This window comes from Paraplanobispora siamensis, assembly GCF_016863175.1.
Classification (GTDB): Bacteria; Actinomycetota; Actinomycetes; order Streptosporangiales; family Streptosporangiaceae; genus Planobispora; species Planobispora siamensis.
In genome coordinates, this window is sequence record NZ_BOOJ01000046.1 from 69,858 (window position 1) to 86,698 (window position 16,841).

Genomic DNA, 16,841 nt, shown 5'->3' on the forward strand with positions numbered 1-16,841 from the left:
GGGGGACTTGACCTTCACACCGATGTGAAACCCCAACCTCTTCGGCATGGCACAGATTCCTGGACTTCCCGAACTTCCCGTACTTCCCGTACTTCCCGAGCTCTCCACGACCGTCGTCGGATCCGGCCCCGGCATCCTGCTCGCGCACGGGGCCAGCGGCAGCATCGCCGACAACTACGGCACGCTGGTGCCGGTCCTGGCCGAGGGCCACACCGTCGTCGGCCCCGACTACCCGGGGTCGGGCGCCACTCCCCGGGCGGCCGGAGGCTTCACCCTGGACGAGCTGGCCGACGCGCTGGTGGCCTCCGCGGTCGGCGCCGGGGTGGAGACCTTCACCCTGATCGGCTTCTCGCTTGGGACCACCGTCGCGGTGCGGGCCGCCGCTCGCCACCCGGAACGGGTGCGGGGGCTCGTGCTGGCGGCGGGCTTCGCCAAGGCCGACAACCAGATCGAGCTCTCGCTGGGGCTCTGGGAGCACCTGCTGAGGACCGGCGACGCCGAGGGCTTCGCCAGGATCCGCGCGGTGAACGGCTTCAGCGTCGAGTTCCTCAACGGGCTGCCCGCCGAGCTGTTCGCCCAGCTGCTGGACCTGGGACCGGCCGGGCCGCCGCTCGGGGTGATCGAGCAGGCGGCCCTGGGCCGGACCGCCGACACCCGGGAGGACCTGGCCGGGATCACGGTGCCGACGCTGGTCATCGCGCCGACCCGCGACATCCTGGTCCATCCTGCCAACTCCCGCTATCTGGCGGAGCACATCCCGGGGGCGCGCTACGCCGAGGTGGACTCGGGGCACGTGGTGATGGCCGAGCGGCCCGCCGAGTGGCAGGAGCTGATCGAGAAGTTCCTGTCCGAGCACGGGCTCTGAGCGACGGGGGAGGATCCCGCCGGGGATCCTCCTTTCGGAGGAATCATCCACCGGGCACGGGTGTTGTCAGCCAGAGGAGGCCCGGTGGTTTTGGGGCCGGACGGGGGCGGGCCTTAGGCTGGCCCCCTGTTCGGGTCAGGATGGATGGAGGGGACGCCCGTGTTGCAGGACTCCTTCGGGCGGGTGGCGACCGATCTTCGGGTGTCCCTCACCGATCGGTGCAATCTGCGCTGCTCGTACTGCATGCCTCCCGAAGGCCTCGACTGGCTGCCCAAGCCCGAGCTGCTGACGGCGGACGAGATCGTCCGGCTCGTGACCATCGGCGTCGAGCGCCTGGGCATCACTGAGGTCCGCTACACCGGCGGAGAGCCGCTGCTCCGCCGGGAGCTGGTCGACATCGTGGCCCGCACGGTCGCGCTCACGCCCACCCCCCAGGTCTCCCTGACCACCAACGGCATCGGCCTGTCGCGCCTGGCCGCCCCGCTCGCCGAGGCGGGCCTGCACCGCGTCAACGTCTCCCTCGACACCCTCGACCGCGAGACCTTCAAGAAGCTCGCCCACCGCGACCGCCTGGCCGACGTCCTGGAGGGCCTGGCCGCCGCCGAGGCCGCAGGCCTGCGACCGGTCAAGGTCAACGCGGTGCTCATGCGGGGGATCAACGACCACGAGGCCGTCCCGCTGCTGCGCTACTGCCTGGACCGGGGATACGAGCTGCGCTTCATCGAGCAGATGCCGCTGGACGCCCAGCACGGCTGGCGCCGGGAGAACATGATCACGGCCGACGAGATCCTCGTGATGCTGAAGGACTCCTTCGACCTGACCGACGCCGACCCGCAGGAGCGCGGCAGCGCCCCCGCGGAGCTCTTCCTCGTCGACGGCGGCCCGGCCCGGGTCGGGGTGATCGGCTCGGTCACCCGGCCGTTCTGCGGCGCCTGCGACCGGGTACGGCTCACCGCCGACGGCCAGATCCGCAACTGCCTGTTCGCCACCGACGAGTCCGACCTGCGGGCGGCGATGCGCTCCGGCGCCTCCGACGACGAGCTCGCCGAGCGCTGGCTGGCGGCGGTACGGACGAAGAAGGCCGGTCACGGCATCGACGACCCCACCTTCCTGCAGCCGTCCCGCCCGATGTCCGCCATCGGCGGCTGACACCTGCGGCAGCCCTGCGGGCCGCGCCGTCAACGCCCGGCCTCGGCTGTACGGCGGGCGCCCGCGTGATCAGCGCGGGCTCGGGAGGGGACCCCGGCCGGTGGGACGCGGGCTGACGCCGATGGCGAGCAGGGCCAGCGCGGCGGCGCCGTACAGGCCCGCGTCCCGGCTCAGGGCGGTCGGCGACACGGTGATGTGACGCAGGAAATCCACGCCGGCGTGCTTGGCCAGGCGCTCCCGCAGGGGATCGATGAGGAGCCCGCCGGCCGCCGCGACGCCTCCGCCGATGACGACGTCGTGCAGGTCGACGACGGCGGCGGTGTTGAGGACGGTGACGGCCAGGGCGTCGGCCGCCCGCTCGAACGCGGCCAGCGGGATCGCCTCCCCGGCCCGCGCGGCGTCGGCCAGGTCCTCGGCGGTGGCCGGGCCCCGGGCCGCGGTGGGATCCCCGGCGGGGGTCCAGCCGCTGGCCAGTGCCCATCGCACCATGGCGGGGCCGCTGGCGAGGGTCTCCAGGCAGCCCCACGCGCCGCACGGGCACGGCTCGCCGTCGCGGTCGACGATCACGTGACCGATGTGCCCGGCGTTGCCCGTACCGCCCAGGACCGGGCGTCCGCCGAGGATCAGGCCGCCGCCCACGCCGGTGGAGACCACGATTCCCAGCAGGGAGTCCACGCCGTGGCCGCCGCGCCACCATTCGCCCAGCGCCATGCACTGCCCGTCCCCGGCGAGGACCACCTCGACGCCGGGGACAAGCTGCCGGACGGCGCCGGCCAGCGGGAAGTCCCGCCACTGCGGGATGTTGACCGGGGAGACCGTCTCCGCGCGGACGTCGACGGGGCCCGCCGTCCCGATTCCGACCGCGGTCAGCCCGGGGTCGCGGAAGTCCGCGACGAGCGCGGCCAGCGTGCCGGACGGCGAGGGCCCGATCGGGCGCTCGGCCCGCCTCAGCAGCGTGCCGCCGGCGTCGATGTGGGCGGCCGCGAACTTGGTGCCGCCGATGTCGACGGCGAGAAGCGTCATGAGCCCTCCGTCCGGACGGCTGCGGCCGGGCGCGGTGATGCGGACTTCGTCCGGACGGCTGCGGCCGGGTGCGGTGGCATGGATCCGGTCCGTACGGCTCGCGCCGGGTGCGGGGCGGGGCGCCTCATTTGGCGGCGCCCTGGGTCAGGCCGTTGTAGATGAAGCGCTGCAGCATCAGGAAGATCGCCAGTGTCGGGACGATCACCAGGATGGTGCCCGCGGAGATGTTCTCCCAGTGGGCGCCGAACGGTCCCTTGAAGCGGAACAGCGAGGTCGAGACGGTGCCGAGGTCCTGGTCGGGCATGTAGAGGAAGGGGATGTAGAAGTCGTTGTACACCGCGATGCCCTTGACGATGACGACCGTGGCGATCGCCGGCTTGAGCAGCGGCAGGATGATCTTCCAGTAGACGGTGAGGGCGGAGGCGCCGTCCATCCGGGCCGCCTCGTCGACGGAGACCGGGATGCTCCGGATGAACTGCAGGAAGATGTAGATCGCCACGATGTCGGTGCCGAGATACAGCATGATCGGCGCCAGGCGCGTGTTGAACAGCCCGAGCTGGTTGACCACCTGGAAGGTCGTCACCTGGGTGGTGATGCTCGGCACGAGCGTGGCGAACAGGAACAACGCCACGACGAGCTTCTTGAACCGGAAGGAGAAGCGGTCGATGGCGTAGGCGGCCGCCGACCCGATGAACACCGTCCCCGTGATCGACACGATCAGGATGACGAAGGTGTTGAACGCCGCCTCGGCCATCTGCCCCTTCTCGAAGGCGGTGACGTAGTTGGCGAAGTTCAGCCAGTCGTCGGGCATGGACAGCGGGCCGCCGCCGCGCGCCAGCTCGTCGGAGGTCTTCAGCGAGGTGAGCAGCACCACGCCGAGCGGCAGCAGGACGACCACGCTCGCCGCGACCAGGGACAGATACTTCAGGACGGTCGCCAGGCGGGCCTGCCACCCGGCGCGGGCGACGGGCCTCGCCCGCCGGCCCTTTCCGCCGGCCCCCCGGATCCCTCCGGGACCGGCCGCCACCGGGCCGCCCCCTCTTCCGGCACCTGTGGGAAGAGTCGTCACGCGACAGCCCTCTCTTCCGGGACGAGCCGGCGCTGCAGCCAGGCGACCAGCAGGATGATGATCAGGAGCACCACCGCGGCGGCCGAGGCGAGCCCGGTCTTGTTGAACCGGAAGGCGAGCTTGACGGTCTGGATCACGAACGTCTCGCTGGCCCCGGCGCCGCCGGTCATGATGTAGGGGATCTCGAAGACCGAAAGGCAGCCGGAGACCGCCAGGATCGCGGTCAGGCCGATCAGCGGCCGCAGGCTCGGCACGATGATGAAGCGGAACTGCTGCCACCGGCCGGCCCCGTCGAGCTCCGCGGCCTCGTACAGCTCCGGCGCGATCGACTGGATCCCGCCGAGGAACAGCACGAAGTTGAGACCGAGGAAGCGCCACACGGACACCCCGGCGAGCGAGAAGTTGACCAGGTCGGGGTCGCCGAGCCACAGGTGCTCGCCGCCGATGCCGAACAGGCCGAGCACCGTGTCGAACGTCCCGCCCTCCTGGAAGAAGTAGAGGAAGACGAACCCGATGGCCACCCCGTTGATCAGGTAGGGGAAGAACAGGATGCCCTTGAACAGGTTGCGGAAGCGGGTGTTGAAGCTCAGCACGGTGGCGAAGTACAGCGCCAGCACGATCTGCAGGACCGCCGCGGCCAGGTAGTACAGGCTGGCGATGAAGACCTTGAACAACTCCGGCCGGGTGAAGATCTCGACGTAGTTCTCGACGCCGGTGAAGGAGTAGTCGGGGCTGACGCCGTCCCAGTCGGTGAAGCTGTAGACGATCATGTTGATGATCGGGACGTAGGAGAACGTCACGAGGAAGGCCAGCGGCACCAGGAGGAACAGCCAGGGGGTGAGGGCCTGTCGGCCGCGGGAGGACGCCTTCCTCCTGGAACGCCGCGCCGGCGGCGTGTCCTGCGGTGCCGCCGCGCCCGCGGGGACGCGCCTCAGGGATGACGAGGTCGGTGTCATCTCTGCCTTTCTTCTGTGGGGGTGATCGGCCCTGCCGGCCGGAGTGCGGTGCTCTGCCGGCCGGAGTGCGGTGCCGGGGCGGTCTCCGCCGCCCCGGCGCCGCGCCGCGAGGTCGTCAGCCGGCCGATTCCTGGCCGGCCTTCCACTTGCCGGACAGCTCGGCGAGCACGCTGTTCAGATCACCCTTGGCGGCGCCGCGGGCGACGTCGATGAGGCGCTGGCGGTACTCGGGCGCCTTGATCCCGACCTCCGACTCCTTGTCGATGGCGTCGACCTGGACCCGCTGGTCCGTCTCCATCTCGATGAGCTGGACGCCCGCCTCGCCGAGCGGCTTGATCGCCGAGGGCAGCGGGTCGCTCTTGAGGCTGGAGACGCCCTGGTTGAGGGCGGAGAATCCGGACTTGTCGACGAACCAGTCGACCCAGGCCCGCGCGGCGGCCTTGTTCTGCGAGTGGGTGTTGACGGCGTACTGGTAGTCGGGTGCCAGGACCGTGCAGAACTTGCCGTTCGCCTGGGCGGGGAAGGGCATGAACCCGATCGTCTCGGGGCTCTTGCCGGCCTTGGTCGCGGCCGCCTGCATCTGCGGGACCGCCCAGGACCCCAGCCACATCGCGCCGATCTTGCCGGTGGCGATGGCGTTCTTGGACTCCTCCCAGTTGGTGGTGGTCGGGTCCTTCTCGGTGAGCTTCCGGTTCACCGCGTCGAACAGCAGCGAGTCGATGACGTTGAGGTCCTTGCCCGGCGCCCACGGGTCCTCGGTGATCATCGCCTTCTCGGCCTTCACGTCACAGGTGACCGACCCCAGGGCGTTGGTCCAGGTGCTCAGCGGCCAGCCGTCCTTGTAGTTGGTGTACAGCGGCGTCGCCCCGGTCTTGTCCTTGACGGCCTTCAGCGCGGACAGGAACTCCTCGGGCGTCTTGGGCCACTCCGTGACGCCGGCGCTGTCCCACAGTTCCTTGTTGTAGACGAATCCCTGGGCGGGGGTGAAGGAGACGATCCCGTAGACCTGGTCGTTGACCGTGCCGGCCTGGGTGAACTTGTACTTCTTCGACAGCTCGGCCGCCGAGCCCAGCGGGGCGAAGAACTTGGGGTAGTCACCCTTGGCGATCGCGTTGGGGATGAGCAGCACGTCACCGTAGTTCTCGCTGTTCATCCGGATCTTGACTTCGCCCTCGTAGTCGGTGATCCCCTCGAAGGTGACGCGCACGTTCGGGTAGGCCTTGGCGAAGTCGTCGGCGTACTTCTTCATCGTGCCGTCGTTGACCAGGTCGGTGCGGTTGGTCAGCACGGTGATGTTCCCGGAGACCTTCGCGGGGTCTCCGGACGCGGTCGCCGGCGCCGCGCTCCCCCCGCTGCCGCCACAGGCGGAGGCCAGGACCGCGGCCGTAGCGAGCGCCAGACCGGTCAGCACACCTCTGCGCATCTCATTCTCCCATCCGAGCACGGCCCCGGACGGGGGCCGTCGCCCACCGGAGCCGACTGCTCCGGTGCTTCAGTTGCGGTGAACAGTGGCATGGGTTGTTTAGTGGAAAAAGGGACGAAGTGCTGGCGATATATAAACGTTACGAGGGTAGCGGCATGATCGAGAGATAAAATACGGCTCTAGCTGCGGAAACTTCTACTAGAACGGTTTAGAAAAATCGAGATGCGACGGTTCCGTCCGGATGCGGGCATGCCGGAGCCGGGCCTCCGGCATGGAAGATCGGAGACCCGGCGAAGTCAGGCGGTACGGCTCAGCGCAGTCTGGCGGTGGTCCCGCGCGGGACGAGCACCGGCGTGGGGGCCGCGTGACCGGCGTCCGCCTCGCCGTGATCGATGATGCTCATGAGCAGCCGCGCGACCTCCGCCCCGAAGACGAAGACGTCGTGGCTCATCGCCGACAGCGGCGGATGGGTGAGCCGGCACAGCTGGGAGTCGTCCCAGGCCAGCAGGGACAGCTCGGTGGGGACCGACACGCCCATCTCGGTGGCCACCGACAGGCCCGCGACGGCCATGATGTCGTTGTCGTACAGGATCGCCGTGGGCCGCTGCGCCGAGGCGAGCAGGGCCCGGGTGGCACGGGCCCCCTGCTCCCCGGAGAAGTCGGTGGGCACGATCCTGGCCGGCTCCAGGTTCAGGCCGGCGACCGCCCTGACGAATGCCTCGGTCCTGATCGCGCTGTGCCCGAGAGAGGGCGGACCGCCCACGCGCGCCAGCCGCCGGTGCCCGAGCGCGGCCAGATAGTGCACCGCCTCGGTGATCGCGGCGCCGTCGTCGGTCCACACCGACGGCAGGCCGCCGGTGAGGTCCGGGTGGCCGACGGCGACCACCGGCAGCCGGGAGGCGCGCAGCGCCGGGATCCGGGGGTCGTCGACGGTGAAGTCCACCACGATGGAGCCGCTGATCTGCTTGCTGCGGCCCCAGCCGTCGTGGACCTCCACCTCCTCGTCCACGTCCCGCACCAGCCGCAGCAGCAGCGAGTGCGACCGTTCGGCCAGCACGCTCTCGATCCCGGAGATGAACTCCATGTAGAACGGTTCGAGCCCGAGCATGCGTGCCGGCCGCGCGATGACCAGCCCGATGTTGTTGACCTGCGTCGTGGCCGACGACAGGGAGCGGGCGGCCTGGTTGGGCAGCCAGCCCAGCTCCTTGGCGACCTTGAGGATCTTCTCGCGCGTGGCGGCCGACACGCCCGGCTTGTCGTTCATCGCCAGGGAGACCGAGCCCTTGGACACACCGGCGCGCTGCGCCACCTCGGCGATGGTCACCTTGCCGCCGGGGTGGGCGCGAGAACTCATGGTCGTGGGACCCCTTCCGCCACGGCCTGCGCCGTGTTGACGCTGAACAACGCCGACTGTACCGAACCGGCGCCGGCCGCCGAGGGGTCGAGGCCCGTCACCATGATCGTAACCGTCTCCCCGGGCAGCAGGCTGACCAGCCCGCGGTCGGCGACCGCCCCGGGGTCGATCCGGTCGGCCTGCAGCAGCAGGTCGCGGACGAAGGAGTGCGCGGTGACCGTGACCCTGAGACCGCCGTCGGCCGGGTCCGCGCGCACGTCCAGCTCGGCGCGCGGGTAGGCGAAGTCCCGGTCCTCGCAGCCCAGGACCAGGTCGCGCAGGCCGTCGGCGTCGGCGACCAGCAGCTCGCGCGAGGCGTCCCCGATGCCGGCGACCCCGGCGGGCAGGGGCAGCACCGCGACCGAACGCGGCGGCACGGAGTACGGCAGCCGCTCCTGCGCCAGGCACGTCCCGTCGGCGAGCATCCTGCGCACCAGCGCGGCCCCCTCCCACGGGTCGGGGGACTGGTTGTCGACGGCGAGCACGCGGGCGCCGTCCCTGCTCTGGAAGGTGAGCAGCCGGTCGGCGTACAGCCGGCGCAGCTCGTGGTAGAGCGGTTTGGGCCGGGCCGCGCCGTCGATCGCGGCCCAGGAGGTGACCGGCCAGCAGTCGTTGAGCTGCCACACGACCGTTCCCGCGCACACCGGCCAGTGGGAGCGCCAGTGGGCGATCCCGGTCGCGACCGCGCGGGCCTGGTTGACCTGGGTGAGGAAGTGCCAGTCGTCGAAGGAGGCGGGGGCGGCGAAGTGGTGCGCCAGGCCGCGGTCGAGCTTGCCGTTGCCGTCCTCGGCCTTCTGGTGGTGCAGCATGCCGGGCGAGGCGGGGCCGAGCTGGTCGTCGCCGAGCGACTCGCGCAGGGTGGCGTGGGCGGGCGGGGCCTGCCAGCCGAACTCGGCGGCGAAGCGCGGCACGTCGTTCAGATAGTCGGTGTAGTCGCGCCGGTTCCACACCTCCCAGAAGTGCGAGGGCCCGTGCGCGGGATCGTTGGGATGGCGCTCCCAGGAGCCCGACCAGGGGCTGCCCGCGCTGTAGGGGCGGGTGGGGTCCAGCTCGGCGACGATCCGGGGCAGCAGCCCGAGATAGTACCCCTCGCCCCAGCTGTCCCCGGCGAGCCCGGCCTCCCAGCCCCAGTCGCGGAAGCCCCACAGGTTCTCGTTGTTGCCGTTCCACAGCACCAGGCTGGCGTGCGGGCTCAGCCGCGTGACGTTCTCCCTGGCCTCGGCCTCCACCTCGCCGCGCAGCGGCCGCTCCTCGGGGTAGGCCGCGCAGGCGAACAGGAAGTCCTGCCAGACCAGCAGGCCCAGCTCGTCGCACGCGTCGTAGAAGGCGTGGTCCTCGTAGATGCCGCCGCCCCACACGCGGACCAGGTTGACGCCCGCCTCGGCGGCCTGCCCCAGCCGGTGCCGGTAGCGCTGGGGGGTCACCCGTACGGGCAGGGCGTCGTCGGGGATCCAGTTGACGCCGCGCGCGAAGACCGGCTGCCCGTTGATCCGCAGGGTGAACGCGGTGCCGTGCTCGTCGCCCGACTCGTCCAGCTCCACGCTCCTGAACCCGATCCGGCGCTCCCAGCGGTCCAGGACGTCGCCGGTCCCGGCGTCGGACAGGACGACGCGGCAGCCGTACAGCGCCTGCTCGCCGTAGCCGCGCGGCCACCACAGCTCCGGCCGCGGGACCTCCAGGGCGGCCACGGCCGACGTCGCCCCCGCGGGGACGGCCTGCCGTACCGTCCGCCCGGCGACCTCGACCGTCAGGAGCAGTTCGCGGTCCGCGCCGGTCCGGGTGCGCTCGACCTCGACGTGCGCCTCGACCCTGCCGTCGCCGCCGGCGACGGTGACCAGCGGCCGGACCCCGGCCAGCCGGGCGGTGCTCCAGCTCTCCAGCCGGACCGGACGCCAGATGCCCGCGGTCACGAGGGTGGGACCCCAGTCCCAGCCGAAGCTGGAGGCCATCTTCCTGATGTAGTTGAACGGCTCGGGGTAGGAGTTCGGCCGCGCTCCCAGCAGGTCGCGCAGCCCCTCGGCCTCGGTGTAGGCGGAGGTGAAGGAGACCGACAGCGGCGCTCCCTCGCGCACGATCTCCGTCACGTCGAAGCGGTACGACCGGTGCATGTTGCGGGTCGTGCCCAGCTCCACCCCGTCGAGGCGGATCCGCGCGACGGTGTCGAGGCCGTCGAAGACCAGGTCCGTGCGCTCGAACCCGGCGGGGACGGACCGTACGACGGTGTCGTAGCGCCAGTCGGCCCGGCCGACCCAGGCCACGTCGAGCTCGTTGAGTCCCCGGTACGGATCGGGGATCAGCCCGGCCGCCAGCAGATCGACGTGGACGCATCCGGGCACCCGGGCGGGCACGGCCTGCTCGCGCAGTCCGGCGAGATCGGCGGGCGCGGGGCCGCCCGCCTGCCGGAGCGTCCATCCGGCCTCCAGCCACACACTCTGTTTCGTCAACGGCTGCTCCTTGGTCCACGGCGCCGACAGGTCGAGCACATCGAGGGCAGCAATCAGACAAAACCCCCGAGATGCCCGATCAAGCTAGCGATTCACCCTGAACGTGTCTAGAGCGGTTCAGTAGATTTCCGTGAAGTTCACGGCAGGTGGCTAAACGGATCGTGGAAACACGGCCGTCCCCTCCCGTTGACATCGTTGTCAAACGGGTCCTATGTTCATGCTTGCTTATCCGGTAAAGCGGTTGTTCGCCCCGCGTTCCGTCCCGGGGTCCCCCTTGTCGTCGGATCTTCACCCCCCGTTCAGCCCTCCCGGCGTTCCAGCACGCGCGCAGCGGTCCCGCCGGGGGCACCCTTCGAAGGAAGGTGTCGACATGCCGTCCGCCAAATGGGCGAGTCTCGTCGCGATGGCCCTGGTCGTCTCCCTGACGCCCGCGCACGCCGCCTCCGCCCGCCCTCCGGAAGCCCCCTCGGAGGTGCGCTTCCGCTCGCAGAACACGCAGTTCGTGACCCGCTCCGACACCCGGCTCAGCCTCGGCGGCACGCCGTTCCGCTTCGCCGGCACCAACATCTACTGGCTGGGCCTGGACGAGAACGTCGGCGGCGTCGACTACCCGACCTTCTTCCGCGTCCGCGACGCGCTCGACACCGCCAAGGCCATGGGCATGACCGTGGTGCGCTCGCACATGCTGGCCTCCACCGGGAACGAGCTGTCGATCCTGCCCTCCAAGGAGCAGGGCTTCAACGAGAAGGCGTTCGCCACCGTTGACTACGCGATCGCCTACGCCGGATCGATCGGCATCCGGCTGATCCTGCCCCTCACCGACGAGTGGTCGTACTACCACGGCGGCCATCGCGACTTCACCGACCCGTACGGCCTGCCGTCGGCGGCCTTCTACACCGACGAACGTGTGATCGCCGACTACCAGGCGTACGTGCGGCACGTCATGCACCGCGTCAACCCGCTGACCGGCCGCGCCTACAACGCGGACCCGACCATCATGGCCTGGGAGTTCGGCAACGAGCTCGAAGGCATGACGCTCGAATGGATCAACGCCAACGCGGAGCGGTTCCGGCAGTGGGCGCCGCGCCAGCTCATCGCGGCCGGGCGCCGCTTCGACATCGACCCCGACACGCTCGCCGCCCCCGGCGTCGACATCGTGGACGTGCACTACTACCCGCCGACGGCCGAACGGGTGAAGGCCGACGCCGCCACTGTGACGGGCGCGGGCAAGGTCTACGTCGCCGGAGAGTACGCCTCGACCTCGGCGAGCGAGGAGCTCCTCGCCCCGCCGGCCGCGGACCCGAACGTGGCGGGCATGCTGTCGTGGTCGCTGTTCGGTCATCACGACCGCAACGGGTTCGTCCAGCACGACGACGGCTTCACCATGCACTACCCCGGTGACGACCCGCGCATGGCGGCCTCGGTCAAGGCGCAGATCGCCTTCGCCGGGCAGGTCTCCCCGGGCGGGCACCGCCCGTCGCGGCCCGGGCCGCCCCTGATCACCCAGGTGGACAAGCGCGCCGGTCTCAACGAGCTGCGCTGGCGCGGTGCGGCGGGCGCGAGCGGGTACGTGGTGGAGCGCTCGGTACGGGGCCGCTGGACCTCGGCGCACCCCGGCGTCCTGACCGACAACCAGACGCCGTGGATCGACCCCGAGGCGAGCCGCGACGTCTCCTACCGGGTCGTCCCGATCGACCGGAACGGGCGCCGGGGCACGGCCTCCGACCCGGTGCGGGTCACCGCGTCGCAGACCGTCCTGGCCGACCCGCTGGAGACGACCGGCCTGGCGAGCGGCCACGACGGCGTCACGATCACCCCGGGCGACGGCGTGGCGATCGCCCGGCCGAGCGGCCCGTCGCAGGCATGGATCTCCTGGAGCCGCCCGGACATCCGGCGGATCGAGTTCGGCACCGTGACCGGGGAGGGCCGGCGGCCGGACGCGCGGGTGCAGACCTCCGAGAACGGCCGGGACTGGCGGACCGTGCGGCACGACGTCCACCGCGACCGGATCACCGCCGACGCGGGCGGCGCCGACCACGTCCGGATCCTGTGGAGAGGCGGCACGGGGCTTACCCGCGCCACCCTGTGGTCGGCCGACCCCGCGCCGGTCACCTCCGCACCGGGCGCCTTCGGCCTGCTGACCCCGGCGCCCGGGGCGCAGGACGTGCTGGGCTCGCCGAAGTTCTCCTGGAGCCCGGCCGCCGGGGCGGGCTACTACCGTCTCACCGTCTCCGAGCACGCCGACCTGCGCGACCCCGTGCTCTCCGTCACCGGCATCACCGGGACCGACTACTCCGCGCCGGACGTGCTCAAGCCGGGCCTCACCTACCACTGGCGCGTCACCGCGGTGAACGCGATCGGCGAGACCGGCGGCGACACGGCGTCCTTCGGCACCCGCCCGCTGCCCGACGAGCCGGCCGTCGTCGACGACTTCGAGTCGTTCGAGGACTCGGCGCAGCTCGCGCGGGCCTACGTCCGCAACCCCGGCGGCGACCCGATCACCCCGGAGCTGGTGCCGGGCAAGGCCATGCGGCTCGACTACGAGCTCGGATCGGCCGGGTACGCGGGCGTCACCCGCACCTTCGCACCGGCGCTGGACCTGTGGGGGCACAAGGGACTCGAACTGAACCTGAGCCGGACCGGTACGGCGGCGAGCGTCACGATCCAGTTCGTCACCGGCGGGATCTACTTCGAGCACACGCTGACCGCGCCGGAGGGCATCGTCCGCATCCCCTTCACCGAGTTCCGCCACCCGAGCTGGGCCGGCGGCGGCCCCCTCGACCTCACCCGGTTCGAACAGCTGTCGATCTACGTCGGCGGCGGGCCGGGCAGCGGCCGGCTCACCGTCGACCAGGTCGTCGCCTACCCCGCCTCCTGAGAGCCCCCGAAAGGGCTCCTGAGAGTTCTCGAAAGGAGAGATCCGCCTCCCAGAGGCACGACCCGCATCCGGCGAATCCCACGAAGGAGTATCACGATGCGCACCCCCCGCCTCCGCCGCAGATGGTGGAGCCTCGCCCTGGCCGCAGTCCTGGCGCTGGCCTCCGTCACCGGCCTCGCATCGCCCGCCCAGGCCTTCCCGGCCGCCTCCCGGACCGACCTGATCAACTATCTGACCGGGATCTCCGGCCGGTACACCCTCTCCGGCCAGCACAACCGCGAACCCAACAGCGACCCGACCAAGTACACCCGGGTCGCCCAGCAGATCACCGGTCAGACGCCCGGCCTGTGGGGCGGCGACTTCCTGTTCGCCTCCTCCGACGTCGCCAACCGGCAGACGATGGTCAACGAGGCGATCCGGCAGTGGCAGGGCGGCTCGGTCGTCGCCCTGACCTGGCACATGTGCCCGCCCACCGTCGGGTCCACCTGCGGCTGGGACTCCGCCGGGGTCCTCAGCCGTCTGTCCGACAGCCAGTGGAGCCAGCTCGTCACCAACGGCACGAGCCTCAACACCGCCTTCAAGAACCGGCTCGCCGAGGCGGTGCCGTACCTGCGCCAGCTGCAGAGCGCCGGGGTGCCGGTGCTGTGGCGGCCCATCCACGAGATGAACGACGGCTGGTCGTGGTGGGGCGGGCGGCCCGGCGCGAACGGCAGCCGCAGGCTCTACCAGATCACCTACGACTACTTCACCGCCCAAGGCCTGGCCAACCTGGTCTGGGTCTGGAACGTCAAGGACCTGAACATGGGCTCGATCGGCGAGTACTGGCCCGGCGCCTCCTCCGTCGACGTGGCCTCGCTCGACGTGTGGGTCAAGCTGGAGCCCTCCGCCTCCGACTACCAGGCGATGCTCAACGTGGCGGGCGGCAAGCCCATCTCGCTGGCCGAGGTCGGCCGGGCGCCCAGCCCGGCGCTGCTGGACGCCCAGCCGCGCTGGACCTGGTTCATGGTCTGGGCGGAGTGGCTGACCGACCCCGCCTACAACACCAACGCGAGCGTGCAGGCCAGCTACTTCGGTCCGCGCGTGCTCAACCGCGGCGAGTTCACGATCACCTCCGGCGGCGGAGGGGGCGGGGGCGGGACCACCCGTACCGGCAAGATCAGGGGTCTGGGCGGCAAGTGCGTCGACGTCGCCGGGGCCGGCAGCGCCAACGGCACCAGGGTGCAGCTCTACACCTGCGACGCCAACGGCGCCGCCCAGGCGTGGACGGTCGGCGCCGACGGGACGGTCCGGGCCCTGGGCAAGTGCCTGGACGTCACCGGCGGCGTCAACGCCGACGGCACCCGGGTCCAGATCTGGGACTGCGTCAGCGGCAACGCCAACCAGCAGTGGACCCACGACGCCACCGCCCAGCGGCTGGTGAACCCCAGGACCGGCAGGTGCCTGGACGCCACCGGGCAGAGCTCGGCCGACGGCACCCCGCTGCAGATCTGGACCTGCACCGGCCAGAACAACCAGAAGTGGACCCTGCCCTAGCGTCCCGGCGCGGGGGCCCGCGAGAGCCCTCGCAAGACACTCCTGAGAAAGGCACCGCATGAGCTTCCGCTGGGGGGTGGCGACCTCCGCCTACCAGATCGAGGGCGCCACCGACGCCGACGGCCGCACCCCGTCCATCTGGGACACCTTCTGCCGGGTGCCCGGGAACGTGGCCGGCGGCGACACCGGTGGGACGGCCTGCGACCACTACCGTCGCATGCCCGAGGACGTCGCCCTCCTGGCGGAGCTCGGAGTCGACACCTACCGCTTCTCGATCTCGTGGCCGCGGGTCCAGCCCCGCGGCCGCGGGCCGGTCAACGCGCGCGGGCTGGCCTTCTACGACCGGTTGGTGGACGAGCTGCTGGCCCGGGGCATCGAGCCCTGGGTGACGCTCTACCACTGGGACCTGCCACAGGAGCTGGAGGACGCGGGCGGCTGGCCGCACCGCGACACCGCCCACCGGTTCGCCGAGTACGCCGTGCTGGTCTTCGACCGGCTCGCCGACCGCGTCCCCACCTGGACCACGCTCAACGAGCCCTGGTGCGTGGCCATGTACGGCTACGCCGACGGCATCCACGCGCCCGGCCGCACGGACTTCCCGGCGGCCGTGCGCGCGGTGCACCATCTCCTGCTCGGTCACGGCCTGGCCGTACAGGCCATGCGCACCGCAGGTCCGGCCGCCGACCTCGGCATCACGCTCAACCTGGGCGGGACCGCGCCCGCCACCGACGACCCCGCCGACCACGAGGCGGCGCGCCGGGCCGACGGGCTGGGGGTGCGCATGTACCTCGACCCGCTCGTGCACGGCCGCTACCCGGACGACGTGGTGGCCGACCTGGCGGCGCGCGGCGCGGTCCTGCCGATCCGGGACGGCGACCTGGCCGTCATCTCCGCCCCGATCGACGTCCTGGGCGTCAACTACTACTTCGACGCCACGCTCGCCGCGACCGGCGAGGTGCGCACCGGACCGCTGACCGGCATGGGCTGGCCGATCACTCCCGACGGCTGCACCGAGCTGCTGCTGCGGATCGGCCGCGACTATCCCGGCCTGCCCATGGTGGTCACCGAGAACGGCGCCGCCTTCGACGACGACCCCGACGACGACGGGTTCGTCCGCGACGAGGAGCGCACGGCGTTCCTGGCGGCCCACATCCGCGCGGTCGAGCGGGCCCGGGACCTGGGCGCCGACGTGCGCGGCTACTTCGCCTGGTCGTTCATGGACAACTTCGAATGGGGGCACGGCTACGGTCCCAGGTTCGGCCTGGTCCGGGTCGACTACGCCACCCAGCGCCGCATCCCCAAGCACAGCGCCCTGTGGTACCGGGACAGGATCGGCGGCAGCCGGTGAACGACCCGCGCCGGGGCCGCCCGGGTCAGTCCCTGCCCTGCCAGGTCGTCACGCAGGCCTCGTTGCCCTCGGCGTCCGCCAGCACCCAGAAGGAGGGGGCGGCGGCGTCGGAGACCAGCACGCCGCCGGCCTCCAGGGCGGCCTTGATCCGGTGCGGCGCCTCGTCGTGCGGGACGGAGACGTCGAGGTGGATGCGGTTGCGCTGCGGGCGCGGCGCGTCCATCTGCTGGAACCAGATCGCCGGCCCCTGCCGGGCGGGATCGACGATCGGATCCTCCGGCCCGGCGGCGCCCGCCTCGTCGACGTATCCCATGACCGCCTTCCAGAAGGGGCGGATCCGGGGGATGTCGATCGCGTCGATCGCGATCTCGAGAAGCTGGACCGAGCCCGGCCGCGGGGCCGCGATCCCCGGGTCCAGCCGCAGGCCGAACTCCCGCACGGCCGCGTGCAGACGTCCGGCGAGCTCCACCTCCCGCCGCGTCACCGTCGCCGTGGCCGGGGACTGCAGCGTGAGTACCAGCCGGTCCGCGCGCACGTCCAGCCAGAGACTGCCGTCGGCGTCGGCGTCGGCCGCCTGCGCCACGCGGGCGGCGGCCTCGGCCGCCTGCCGCAACGAGGTCACCGGCACGGACGTGCGCAACGCGCCCAGGACGTAGCGCCAGCCCATGTCGCCGACAGCGTCGGAGATCTCCCGCCTGCTCGGTGTGCTCGCCGTCCCCGGCGTGTCCTCTGCCATGCCGTCATGATCGCATGGCTTTCC

At 71.4% G+C, this 16,841-nt stretch carries 12 protein-coding genes; 5 read left to right on the forward strand and 7 right to left on the reverse strand.

Going from position 1 to position 16,841, the window contains the following annotated elements:
• Nucleotides 1-46 precede the first annotated feature (46 nt).
• Nucleotides 47-865: an alpha/beta fold hydrolase gene (locus tag Psi01_RS26815; RefSeq protein ID WP_204066885.1), complete on the forward strand. Its 819-nt coding sequence runs from the start codon at nt 47-49 to the stop codon at nt 863-865.
• A gap of 159 nt (nt 866-1,024) precedes the next feature.
• Nucleotides 1,025-2,014, forward strand: a complete 990-nt coding sequence (gene moaA / locus Psi01_RS26820; protein ID WP_204066899.1) for a GTP 3',8-cyclase MoaA — start codon at nt 1,025-1,027, stop codon at nt 2,012-2,014.
• A gap of 69 nt (nt 2,015-2,083) precedes the next feature.
• Here moaA and Psi01_RS26825 read toward each other — a convergent pair whose 3' ends face one another.
• The 6 genes from Psi01_RS26825 to Psi01_RS26850 form a co-directional block, all read right to left on the reverse strand.
• Nucleotides 2,084-3,037, reverse strand: coding sequence for an ROK family protein (locus tag Psi01_RS26825; protein ID WP_204066886.1), 954 nt, complete (start codon nt 3,035-3,037; stop codon nt 2,084-2,086).
• A 124-nt stretch (nt 3,038-3,161) separates the two neighbouring features.
• Nucleotides 3,162-4,064, reverse strand: a complete 903-nt coding sequence (locus Psi01_RS26830; RefSeq protein WP_204066887.1) for a carbohydrate ABC transporter permease — start codon at nt 4,062-4,064, stop codon at nt 3,162-3,164.
• Between the two features lie 38 nt (nt 4,065-4,102).
• Complete coding sequence (locus tag Psi01_RS26835) at nt 4,103-5,062, reverse strand: carbohydrate ABC transporter permease (RefSeq protein WP_204066888.1); 960 nt, start codon at nt 5,060-5,062, stop codon at nt 4,103-4,105.
• Nucleotides 5,063-5,177: 115 nt separating this feature from the next.
• Nucleotides 5,178-6,485: an ABC transporter substrate-binding protein gene (locus Psi01_RS26840; protein ID WP_204066889.1), complete on the reverse strand. Its 1,308-nt coding sequence runs from the start codon at nt 6,483-6,485 to the stop codon at nt 5,178-5,180.
• 310 nt (nt 6,486-6,795) lie between these two features.
• Nucleotides 6,796-7,839: a LacI family DNA-binding transcriptional regulator gene (locus Psi01_RS26845; RefSeq protein WP_204066890.1), complete on the reverse strand. Its 1,044-nt coding sequence runs from the start codon at nt 7,837-7,839 to the stop codon at nt 6,796-6,798.
• Entirely contained in the window at nt 7,836-10,322 is a 2,487-nt protein-coding gene (locus Psi01_RS26850; RefSeq protein WP_204066891.1) for a glycoside hydrolase family 2 protein, read from the reverse strand. Before Psi01_RS26850 ends, Psi01_RS26845 begins: the two co-directional genes overlap by 4 nt.
• 370 nt (nt 10,323-10,692) lie before the next feature.
• On the opposite strand from Psi01_RS26850, the gene Psi01_RS26855 reads away from it, so the two are divergent.
• The 3 genes from Psi01_RS26855 to Psi01_RS26865 all read left to right on the forward strand — a co-directional run bounded on the left by Psi01_RS26855 (nt 10,693) and on the right by Psi01_RS26865 (nt 16,081).
• Entirely contained in the window at nt 10,693-13,200 is a 2,508-nt protein-coding gene (locus Psi01_RS26855) for a cellulase family glycosylhydrolase (RefSeq protein ID WP_204066892.1), read from the forward strand.
• A 96-nt stretch (nt 13,201-13,296) separates the two neighbouring features.
• Nucleotides 13,297-14,733, forward strand: a complete 1,437-nt coding sequence (locus tag Psi01_RS26860; RefSeq protein WP_204066893.1) for a glycosyl hydrolase — start codon at nt 13,297-13,299, stop codon at nt 14,731-14,733.
• Between the two features lie 58 nt (nt 14,734-14,791).
• Nucleotides 14,792-16,081, forward strand: a complete 1,290-nt coding sequence (locus Psi01_RS26865) for a GH1 family beta-glucosidase (protein WP_204066894.1) — start codon at nt 14,792-14,794, stop codon at nt 16,079-16,081.
• A gap of 25 nt (nt 16,082-16,106) precedes the next feature.
• On the opposite strand, the gene Psi01_RS26870 is transcribed toward Psi01_RS26865, so the two are convergent.
• On the reverse strand, nt 16,107-16,841 hold a 735-nt coding region (locus tag Psi01_RS26870; RefSeq protein WP_307819272.1), incomplete at its 5' end, for a VOC family protein.